Below are 365 nucleotides of genomic sequence, written 5' to 3' on the forward strand. Positions count from 1 at the left end.
GTCGTAGGCGGCGGCAGTCACGGTCTCCCGTTTCTGGCCGGCGCTGTTGTGGACGGTGCTGGCCTCGCGGACGGGCAGCGCCCAGTCCGCGGGCAGCTCCGCATCCCGGCCGGGCGGGGCGGGGGAGTCCCCCTCCTGCCAGCTGTAGCCCCGCACCAGTTCCCCGGCCGCGCGGCCGCCGAGCGCGGAGGTGAACACCTCCTGGGAGGTCAGCAGGTGCAGGCTGTTGTAGTGGGAGACCACCCTGCGCTCCGCCTCGCCGTCGGGGCCCAGGAGGGAGACCTCGGTGGTGTAGGTGAACCCCCCGCACCCGTGTAGGCGCGCCCCTCCTCCACTGCGGGGGAGAACCGCTGCTCGGGTGCGGC

The 365-nt window shown here is 74.5% G+C and carries 1 protein-coding gene; it reads right to left on the reverse strand.

Going from position 1 to position 365, the window contains the following annotated elements:
* Positions 1-365 (reverse strand): hypothetical protein (locus tag IF89_RS40055; RefSeq protein ID WP_158718179.1); only part of this gene is annotated, 365 nt, incomplete at both ends.

The organism is Streptomyces sp. NRRL F-2664 (genome assembly GCF_000719345.1).
Taxonomy (GTDB): Bacteria; Actinomycetota; Actinomycetes; order Streptomycetales; family Streptomycetaceae; genus Streptomyces.